Origin of the sequence: Streptomyces muensis, from assembly GCF_021474425.1 — a bacterium.
Classification (GTDB): Bacteria; Actinomycetota; Actinomycetes; order Streptomycetales; family Streptomycetaceae; genus Streptomyces; species Streptomyces muensis.
Window position 1 is genome coordinate 1 of the sequence record NZ_JAKEIP010000294.1, and the last position, 9,536, is coordinate 9,536.

Annotated in this window: 9 protein-coding genes; 2 read left to right on the forward strand and 7 right to left on the reverse strand. The window is 72.4% G+C overall.

What is annotated here, in order from left to right; all coding sequences use genetic code 11:
- Positions 1-636 precede the first annotated feature (636 nt).
- Genes L0P92_RS38110 through L0P92_RS38130 form a run of 5 tightly spaced genes read right to left on the reverse strand, consistent with a single transcriptional unit; the run spans position 637 to position 6,059 of the window.
- A complete protein-coding gene (locus L0P92_RS38110) occupies positions 637-1,434 on the reverse strand; it encodes a type III pantothenate kinase (RefSeq protein ID WP_217207191.1) in 798 nt (265 codons plus the stop codon).
- Positions 1,435-1,442: 8 nt separating this feature from the next.
- Positions 1,443-2,423, reverse strand: a complete 981-nt coding sequence (nadC, locus tag L0P92_RS38115; protein WP_234767698.1) for a carboxylating nicotinate-nucleotide diphosphorylase — start codon at positions 2,421-2,423, stop codon at positions 1,443-1,445.
- A 5-nt stretch (positions 2,424-2,428) separates the two neighbouring features.
- Positions 2,429-4,144, reverse strand: coding sequence for an L-aspartate oxidase (locus L0P92_RS38120; protein ID WP_234767700.1), 1,716 nt, complete (start codon positions 4,142-4,144; stop codon positions 2,429-2,431).
- Positions 4,141-5,133: a pantoate--beta-alanine ligase gene (gene panC / locus L0P92_RS38125; protein WP_234767702.1), complete on the reverse strand. Its 993-nt coding sequence runs from the start codon at positions 5,131-5,133 to the stop codon at positions 4,141-4,143. Before panC ends, L0P92_RS38120 begins: the two co-directional genes overlap by 4 nt.
- Complete coding sequence (locus L0P92_RS38130; protein WP_234767703.1) at positions 5,130-6,059, reverse strand: Rossmann-like and DUF2520 domain-containing protein; 930 nt, start codon at positions 6,057-6,059, stop codon at positions 5,130-5,132. Before L0P92_RS38130 ends, panC begins: the two co-directional genes overlap by 4 nt.
- Positions 6,060-6,243: 184 nt before the next feature.
- On the opposite strand from L0P92_RS38130, the gene L0P92_RS38135 reads away from it, so the two are divergent.
- Positions 6,244-7,398: a threonine aldolase family protein gene (locus L0P92_RS38135; protein WP_234767704.1), complete on the forward strand. Its 1,155-nt coding sequence runs from the start codon at positions 6,244-6,246 to the stop codon at positions 7,396-7,398.
- Here the strand turns inward: L0P92_RS38135 and L0P92_RS38140 are convergent.
- Positions 7,388-7,585 (reverse strand): hypothetical protein, encoded by a 198-nt coding sequence (locus L0P92_RS38140; RefSeq protein WP_234767705.1) that lies wholly within the window; start codon positions 7,583-7,585, stop codon positions 7,388-7,390. The two genes, L0P92_RS38135 and L0P92_RS38140, sit on opposite strands and share 11 nt — an antisense overlap.
- Before the next feature lie 163 nt (positions 7,586-7,748).
- On the opposite strand from L0P92_RS38140, the gene L0P92_RS38145 reads away from it, so the two are divergent.
- Positions 7,749-8,852, forward strand: a complete 1,104-nt coding sequence (locus L0P92_RS38145; protein WP_234767707.1) for a DUF5937 family protein — start codon at positions 7,749-7,751, stop codon at positions 8,850-8,852.
- 3 nt (positions 8,853-8,855) lie between these two features.
- Here the strand turns inward: L0P92_RS38145 and L0P92_RS38150 are convergent, their stop codons facing one another.
- Positions 8,856-9,488: an AAA family ATPase gene (locus tag L0P92_RS38150; protein ID WP_234767708.1), complete on the reverse strand. Its 633-nt coding sequence runs from the start codon at positions 9,486-9,488 to the stop codon at positions 8,856-8,858.
- Between the last annotated feature and the right edge of the window lie 48 nt (positions 9,489-9,536).

Here is a 9,536-nt window from a genome sequence, read left to right on the forward strand (position 1 = left end):
GCGTGTTGGGGGTGGAGCTGAGGCTGGGGTTGGGGTGGTACGGATGGCATGGTGGGTACGCTGGTTTTCGGCGTCTGTGTCACTGTTGACCTCCCCCATGGTCATCCGTCGCCGCAAGTATCGCTGATCGACCCGCAAAGCACCCACGGTGTGCAGGAGCCCCCTGCCCATGAATACGCCGGAGGAATCTGTTCGGTTCCAGGTTCGAGGGTGGATGCCTGCGGGTTCGCGTAGCGCTTGGCGTGCGTTGTGGGTCGGGGCCGCGCCGGGGGGTGTCCGTCCTCGGTCCGGCGGCTCGGTCGGCCAGGAAGGGCTGCTTCTTGACGCCGGCCGCTGCGGGCGGACACCCCCCGACACGGCCCCTTCGCGCCGTGGGCGACCGCGGCCCGGTGGGGGCTGGTCGCGCAGTTCCCCGCGCCCCTTGGGGGCGATGCAGCTCCGCACCCTTCAGCCCGCCCGGCGCTTGAGGAACACCCCGGCCACGCCCACGGGCCGGTTCCCCTTCGATGCCGGTCCGGGCATCTTCAGCCCGTCCGGCGTTTGAGGACGAGGCCGTAGGCCGATGGCGGGGTTGAAGGGGCGGAGCCCCTTCGAAGGATGGGACGGGTAGGGGCGGCGGGGGCGAGGAAACGGGGGTTACATGCGGGAGACGTTGCGTTCGTAGACGAGGCGGAGGCCGATCAGGGTCAGCCAGGGCTCGTGTTCGTCGATGACGGAGGACTCGCCGAGGACCATGGGAGCCAGGCCACCCGTCGCGATGACCGTGACCTCGTCGGGGTCGTCCGCCAGTTCGCGGGCCATACGGTTGACGACGCCGTCGACCTGGCCCGCGAAGCCGTAGATGATGCCGGACTGCATGGCCTCGACGGTGTTCTTGCCGATGACGCTGCGCGGACGGGCCACCTCGATCTTGCGGAGCTGCGCGCCGCGGACGCCCAGGGCCTCGACCGAGATCTCGATGCCGGGCGCGATGACACCGCCGATGTACTCGCCCCGCGCACTCACCGCGTCGAACGTCGTCGCCGTACCGAAGTCCACGACGATCGCCGGACCACCGTAGAGGTCGACCGCCGCCACCGCGTTGATGATGCGGTCGGCGCCGACCTCCTTGGGGTTGTCGGTGAGGATCGGTACGCCCGTCTTCACGCCCGGCTCGACCAAGACCGCGGGGACGTCGCCGTAGTAGCGGCGGGTCACCTCGCGCAGCTCGTGCAGGACCGAGGGGACCGTCGCGCAGATGGCGATGCCGTCGATGCCGTCGCCGAGCTCGTCGCCGAGGAGCGGGTGCATGCCCATCAGGCCCTGGAGCAGGACCGCGAGTTCGTCGGCGGTGCGACGGGCGTCCGTGGAGATGCGCCAGTGTTCGACGATGTCCTCGCCGTCGAACAGGCCGAGGACGGTGTGCGTGTTGCCTACGTCGATCGTGAGGAGCATGCCCGTCCCTACTCCGCCGCTCGCAGGTCCATGCCGATGTCCAGGATCGGCGAGGAGTGGGTGAGCGCCCCGACGGCGAGGTAGTCGACGCCTGTGTCGGCGTACGCCTTGGCGTTCGTCAGGGTCAGCCGGCCCGACGCCTCCAGTGCCGCGCGGCCGTCGACGATCGCCACGGCCTCCTCGCACTCCCCCGGCGTGAAGTTGTCCAGGAGGATCAGGTCGGCGCCCGCGTCCACGACCTCGCGGAGCTGGTGGAGGGTGTCCACCTCGACCTCGATGGGCAGGTCGGGGAAGGCTTCGCGGACCGCCTTGAAGGCCTGTGCGACGCCGCCCGCGGCCACCACGTGGTTGTCCTTCACCAGGGCCGCGTCGGACAACGACATGCGGTGGTTCACCCCGCCGCCGCAGCGCACCGCGTACTTCTCCAGGGAGCGCAGGCCCGGCGTCGTCTTGCGGGTGTCGCGGACCCTCGCCTTCGTGCCCTCCAGTACGTCCTCCCACGCGCGCGTGGCCGTCGCGATGCCGGAGAGGCGGCAGAGGATGTTCAGGGCGCTGCGTTCGGCGGTCAGGAGGTCGCGGGTGCGGGTGGTGACGGAGAGGAGCTTCTGGCCCTCCGACACGCGGTCGCCGTCCTCCACGTGCCGTTCCACCTCGAACTCGTCCTCGCAGACGATCGAGACCACGGCTTCGGCGACTCTGAGGCCCGCGACGACGCCCGCCTCGCGTGCGACGAAGTCGGCGGTGGCGGTCGACTCCTCGGGGATCGTGGCGACCGTCGTCACGTCCACGCCGTGGGCGAGGTCCTCCTGGATGGCCACGTTGGCGATGTCCTCGACCTCGACGGGGTCGAGGCCCGCGTCGGCGAGGAGCTGTGCGAGCGCGGGGTCGAGCCCGCACTCCAGGTACGCCTCGCCGTCGGTGTCCGCACCGCAGGCGCAGTCGTCGCCGCAGCCGCCGCTCGAGGCGAGGGGAAGGTCGGGGGTGGTCACTTCTGTCACTGCTCCTGCTGTGGCTGCCGGGTCGGGGGGAAGTCTGCGGTTTCGGTGGTGTGCACGGCCAGTGTGCGGTCGGGGTTCAGGCGTACGACAATGTGGCGCCGCCAGGTCGCGTCGTCGCGGTCGGGCCCGTCCTCGCGCCAGTGGCAGCCCCGCGTCTCCTCGCGCAGCTGTGCCGCGGTCACCAGGACCCGGGCCACGCACAGGAGGTTGGTGGCCTCCCAGGTGTCGACGCCGGGCTCGGCCGTCTTGCCGTTCTCGGTGAGCGCGTCCCGGGCCTCGCTGTGCAGCTGCTGGAGCTGGTCGGCGGCCTGGGCGAGGGAGGCCGCGGAGCGCAGGACTCCGGCGCCGTTCGTCATGATCCGCTGGATCGCGAAACGGGCCTCGGGGGCGAGCAGGGGGTGCTCGGGGGTCTCGGGGTACGGCACCGGGTGCGGCACGCGCGCGTGGAGGCCGTTCGCCGCGCGGGCGGCCGCGATGTCGGCCACGATGCGCTCGGCGTAGACCAGGCCTTCGAGGAGTGAGTTGGAGGCCAGGCGGTTGGCGCCGTGCACGCCCGTGCAGGCGACCTCGCCGCACGCGTACAGGCCGGGGACGGTCGTACGGCCGTGGGAGTCGGTGCGGACGCCGCCGGAGGCGTAGTGGGCGGCCGGGGCGATCGGGATGGGGGCCGTGACCGGGTCGATGCCGTTGGCGCGGCAGGCGGCCAGGATCGTCGGGAAGCGGTGCTCCCACATGTCGGCGCCGAAGTGGCGGGCGTCGAGGAACATGTGCTCGGCGTCCTGCTCCTGCATGCGGCGCATGATGCCCTTGGCGACGATGTCCCGGGGGGCGAGCTCGGCCAGTTCGTGCCGGCCGAGCATGAAGCGGACGCCGCCGGCGTCGACCAGGTGGGCGCCTTCGCCGCGTACCGCCTCGGAGACCAGGGGCTGCTGGCCCTCCGCGTCCGTGCCGAGGAACAGGACCGTGGGGTGGAACTGGACGAATTCGAGATCGCTGACCTCGGCACCCGCGCGCAGCGCGAGGGCCACTCCGTCGCCCGTGGACACGGACGGGTTCGTCGTCGCCGAGAAGACCTGGCCCATGCCGCCGGTGGCGAGGACCACCGCGGGCGCGTGGACCGCTCCCACGCCGTCGTGCTGGCCCTCACCCATGACGTGCAGGGTGACGCCCGCCGTACGGCCCTCGGCGTCCGTCAGCAGGTCGAGGACGAGCGCGTTCTCGATCGTGCGCAAGCCACGCGCGCGTACCGCCTCGACAAGGGCGCGGGAGATCTCGGCGCCGGTCGCGTCGCCGCCGGCGTGGGCGATACGGCGGCGGTGGTGGCCGCCCTCGCGGGTGAGCTCCAGGCCGCCTTCCTCGGACTCGTCGAAGTGGGCGCCGGTCTCGATGAGGCGGCGTACGGCGTCGGGGCCCTCGGTGACGAGGATGCGGACCGCTTCCTCGTCGCACAGGCCGGCGCCCGCCACCAGGGTGTCGTCGAGGTGCTGTTCGGGGGTGTCGCCGTCCCCGAGGGCCGCGGCGATGCCGCCCTGGGCCCAGCGGGTGGAGCCGTCGTCGAGGCGGGCCTTGGTGACGACGACCGTCGTCAGGCCCGCGGCCTCGCAGCGCAGGGCCGCGGTGAGCCCCGCGACGCCGGAACCGACGACCACGACGTCGGCGGAGATGGACCACCCGGGCGCCGGGGCGTGCAGTCGTATGCCTGTGCTGGTCACGAGGCGGCTCCGAAGGTGAGGGGGAGGTTGTCGATCAGCCGGGTCTTACCGACCCGGGCGGCGACGGCGAGGACGGCCTCGCCGGTGAAGTCGTCCGCGATCTCGGTGAAGTCGGACGGGTCGACGAGCGCGAGGTAGTCCAGTTCGAGCGGCGGGTCGAGGCGGGCGGCCTCGTCGAGGACCAGACGGGCGGCGGCGCGGACGGCCGCCGGGGAGCCGGGCACGGCCTTGGCGACGGCGTGTGCGTCGGCGGCCGCGCGGGACTCCCCTATGGCGCTGAGCGCCTCGGCACGCGCGCGCGTGGCGGGCACTTCGCGGGCCCGCGCGCGCAGCGCCTCCTGCGCCGCGTGCCGGTCGCGGCCGGCGAACAGCGACTGGGACAGGGCGAGTGCCGTGCGCCGCTCCTTGGGAGCGAGGTAGCGGTTGCGGCTGGACAGCGCGAGGCCGTCCTCCTCGCGCACGGTGGGGACGCCGACGATCTCGACGCCGAAGTTCAGGTCGCGCACCATGCGGCGGATCAGGGCGAGCTGCTGGGCGTCCTTCTGGCCGTACAGGGCGACGTCGGGGCGGGTGAGGTGGAGCAGTTTGGCGACGACGGTGAGCATGCCGTCGAAGTGGCCGGGCCGGGAGCCGCCTTCGAGGCGCTCGCCCATGGGGCCGGCGCTGATGCGCACCTGGGGCTCGCCGCCCGGGTACACCTCGTCGACCGAGGGGGCGAACACGGCGTCCGCGCCCGCCTGTTCGGCGATCTTGAGGTCGGCCTCCAGGGTGCGCGGGTAGCGGTCGAGGTCCTCGCCCTTGCCGAACTGCAAGGGGTTCACGAAGACGGTGACGACGACCTCGCCCTCCGGTCCGGCGATGGTGCGCGCGGTGCGGATCAGGGTGGCGTGGCCCTCGTGCAGGGCGCCCATGGTCATCACGACGGCGCGGCGGCCGGTACGCGTGCGTGCGTGCAGTTCGGCGGCGGTGCGCAGCAGGGTGGTCGTCATCGGGCCCCTCCCTCGGCGCCGTCGGTTCCGTGGGCGAGTACCCCGAGGAGGTCCTCGGCGAGCTCCGGCTTCAGGAGTCCGTGCGCGAGCGCCCGGTCGGCGGTCGCGCGGGCCATCGCGAGATAGCCGGCGACGGTCTGTGGGGCGTGCCGGCGCAGCTCGGTCACGTGCGCGGCGACGGTGCCGGCGTCACCGCGCGCGACAGGGCCGGTCAGGGCGGCGTCACCGGAGCGCAGGGCGTTGTCGAGGGCGGCGCCGAGCAGCGGGCCGAGCATCCGGTCGGGGGCCGTGACGCCCGCCTCGCGCAGCAGCTCCATGGACTGGGCGACGAGCGTGACCAGGTGGTTGGCGCCCAGCGCGAGCGCCGCGTGGTAGAGCGGGCGCATGTCCTCGGCGATCCATTCCGGTTCGCCGCCCATCTCGATGACGAGGGCCTCGGCGGCCAGCCGCAGCTCCTCGGGCGCGGTGACCCCGAAGGAGCAGCCGGCCAGGCGCTGGACGTCCACGGGCGTGCCGGTGAAGGTCATCGCCGGGTGCAGGGCCAGCGGCAGCGCGCCCGCGCGCAGGGCTGGGTCGAGCACCTTGGCGCCGTAGCGGCCGGAGGTGTGCACGAGCAGTTGCCCGGGCCGGACGGCTCCGGTCTCGGCGAGGCCCTCGACCAGCTCGGGCAGGGCGTCGTCGGGGACGGTCAGCAGCACCAGTTCCGCGCGCGCGAGCACCTCTGCGGGCGGCACGAGCGGCACGTCGGGGAGCATCTGCGCGGCCCGGCGCCGGGAGGTGTCGGAGACCCCGGAGACGGCCACCGGGCGGTGCCCGGCGAGCTGGAGGGACGCGGCGAGCGCGGGGCCCACGCGGCCGGCGCCGACGACGCCGACGGTGAGGCGCGCGGGGCGGTCCCTGGGATCTGGCTGTTGGCTTGTACTCACTCGACGGCGGCCTTCCCGTTCCAGTCCGCTCTGGGTACCGGACGATTTCTCGTCATGTTAACGCGATTGGTTCGGAAGGGGTCCGGTTGTCCACAGGCTGTGGGTTACGTAACGCTGCGGCGGGGCGGGTGCGGTACGGGAAATACGGGTGATGGCGCGCACCGACCCGAGGCATCATCCCGGGATGAGTGACGAGAAACGGCGCGGAGAGCTCCGCGAGCGGCGCATCACCGCCCAACGCAGTACGCGGCGCGTATTCGCACGCCACGGTTTCCAGAAGACCCTCCGCGAGCGCCTTGCCCTCTTGGACGCGGCAACGGACCTGTACGACCTGGACGAGCCGTCGGACATCTACGGCAACGGCGTCGTCGAAGTGCTGGAGGAGAAGGTCGCCGCACTGCTCGGCCTGGAGGCCGCCGCCTTCTTTCCGACGGGCACGATGGCCCAGCAGGTGGCCCTGCGCTGCTGGGCGGGCCGGACCGGCAACCCGACGGTCGCCCTGCATGCGCTGAGCCACCCCGAGGTGCACGAGCGCAACGCGTTCAGTCAGGTGAGCGGTCTGCGCCCGGTGCGGGTGACGAGCGAGCCCAGGCTGCCGACCGCCGCCGAGGTGCGCGACTTCGAGGAGCCCTTCGGAACGCTGATGCTCGAACTCCCCTTGCGGGAAGCCGGTTTCGTGCTGCCCACATGGGACGAGCTCACCGAGGTCGTGGACGCGGCGCGCGAGAGGGACGCCGTGGTGCACTTCGACGGGGCACGCCTGTGGGAGTCCACCGTCCACCTCGGTCGTCCGCTGGAGGAGATCGCGGGCCTGGCCGACAGCGTGTACGTGTCGTTCTACAAGTCACTCGACGCGTTCGGGGGCGCGGCCCTGGCCGGCCCGAAGGCCCTGGTCGAGGAAGCCAGGGTCTGGCGGCACAGGTACGGCGGCCAGGTCTTCCAGCAGTTCCCCACCGTGCTGTCGGCGCTGGTCGGCCTGGAGAGGCAGCTTCCTCGGCTGCCGGAGTACGTGGCGCACGCGCGCGTGGTGGCCGCCGCGCTGCGCGAGGGCTTCGCGGCGGCCGGAGTGCCGTGGGCGCGCGTGTACCCCGAGGTGCCGCACACCCACGACTTCCAGGTCTGGCTGCCGTACGACACCGATGTCGCCGCGGAGGCGGCGGTCCGGGCCGCCGAGGAGACGGACACCATGCTCTTCGCCCACGCCTGGGACCAGAAAGGCCCGGGCCTGTCCTTCACCGAGATCCATGTGCGGGCTCCCGGCCTGGAATGGACGGCCGACGACGTGAAAACGGCGGTCACCGAGTTCGTGGCCCGACTCCCCCACCAGCTCAGCCAGTAGAACGCCACCACCCCCGAAGCCACCGCACCCGGGCCGGGCGCCCGGCGGCGACGGCCGCCCTGAACTGGCGGTGGTCGCGCCACTCGCGCACGACCTGCCAGTCATGGGTGCCCGGCGCCGGAGGTGCGGGCTCGCCGAGCTGCCGGGCGCGGTAGAGGTGGAGGAGGTGGTACTGCGTGCTGCTCATGGTGGTTCGCCTCTCGGGACGTTGGAGACATGACGTAGGGATCGGGCTCCGCGGCTGCCCCGGTGGTCCCAGGCTGCGTCCGGGGTCGCGGTGGCGTCGCGTGGATTGACGGCCGCCGTCAATCGACGGCCGCGTTGTCAGTGGCGGGGTGCACCATGAGGGCATGAGCGTGAGCATCGACATCGCGGGGCTGCGGCCGGAGAGGGTCGCCGTGGTCCCCTCACCCCTGGCCGAGCTCGGCACGGCGCTGCACGCCCTGTCGGAGTCGGGGCATCATCCGGGGCTGCGGGGCTGGGCGACGACCGTCACCGCCCGGCTCGACCCGCACCTGGCCGACCGGATGTGCGAGGCCGACTTCCTGTGGCGGACGACGTTCTCGGATCTGTTCCTGCCCTGTGCGGGCGTCCCGGGCGGAGCCCTGCCCGGCGCGACGCTCGCCGAGGAGCTGGACCTGCTGGACAAGCTGACGGACGAGCAGTTCGTGGACGCGGCCCTGGAGTTCACCTGCGCCCTGCCCTACGCCACGCCCAGCCAGGATGTGCTGGCCGACGCGGAGCTGCGCCGCCGCGCCCTGGAACTGGCCGCCGCGCGCGGGCCGCAGCAGTTGCGGTTCAGCCAGCGGCTGCTCGACGACCCACCGCGGATCCGGGCCTGGCTGCGGCAGTTCCTGGAGGACTGCGACGAGGCGTTCTTCGCCGACACCTGGTCCCGGCTGCGCCACCAGCTCGCCGCTGACGCCCGCCACAGGACCGACCTGCTGCGGCACAAGGGGCTGGCCGAGGCGCTGACCTCGATCTCCGCGGCGGTGGTGCTCGACGAGGCCGCCGGCCGGATCACCATCGACAAGCTGCGCCAAGGCCACACCGTCATCAAGGACCGGAGCCTGCTGCTCGTGCCCACCAGCCTGGGCTGGCCGCATCTGATGGTGCTGCACCGCCACGGCTGGCAGCCCGTGCTGCACTACCCCGTCAGTACCCCCGAGCTGGCGTCACCGCCCTCGGTCGAGCAGCTGACCCTGCGCATGGCCGCCCTGTCCCACCCGGTGCGGATGCAGCTGTGCCGCAACCTCGCCCGCAGCACCTACACCACGAGCGAGCTCGTACAGATCCACGGCATGACCGCCCCGGAGATATCCCGGCACCTGAGCGTCCTCAAGAAGGCGGGCCTGATCACCACCCGCCGCCGCGGGCGGTACGTCCTGTACCAGCTGGACGTCACCGCGGTGGCGCGGCTCGGCAGTGACTTCCTCGAAGCGCTCCTGAGGTGACCGTCAGTCGAACCGGATGTGCCTGATCCCGACGCCCGCCTGCCGCAGCCGTGTCCGCAGCGCGCCCTCGTTGTTGGGCCGGAGCTTCAGCCCGGCCAGGACGGCGATCCGGTCGGCCGTCTTCGGCACGGTCGAGTGGTCGGTCCACAGATGCTCGGCGAACTCCGGCTCGCTCAACCGCTCCAGACAGTGGTCGAGCTGCTGTACGGCCCAACTCTCCCGGCGCAGCCCGGAGTTCTTCCCGGCGACGAACTGCGCGAGGTGTCCGAAGCCGCGCTCGCGCAGCCGTTTCAGGACGGTCTCCCGCTCGGCGAGGAGCGTGAAGTGCCGTACGTCATGGCCGAGTTCGCGCAACCGGCCGACCGTCTCGGCGAAGTAGTCGGAGTTCGTGACCGTCATGGGCGCGATCACGACGCCGTCGTGCTTGGTGAGGGCGAGGTCGAGGACCTCGACGACGCCCTCGCGCCAGGACGTCAGGTCCTGGAAGTCCCCGCGCAGCTCCGCGGGGAGCATGCGCCGCAGGCCGAAGCCGGCGTGCTCGGGGTCGCAGATGACGCTGCCGGGCAGGCGCCGCCGGATCTCGTGTGCGGTCTGTGTCTTGCCGCCCCCGAAGGGGCCGTTGATCCACAGGAGCATGGGCAGACCCTAGTGGCCGCCGGTCACACGCGCGTGACGATCCCGGAC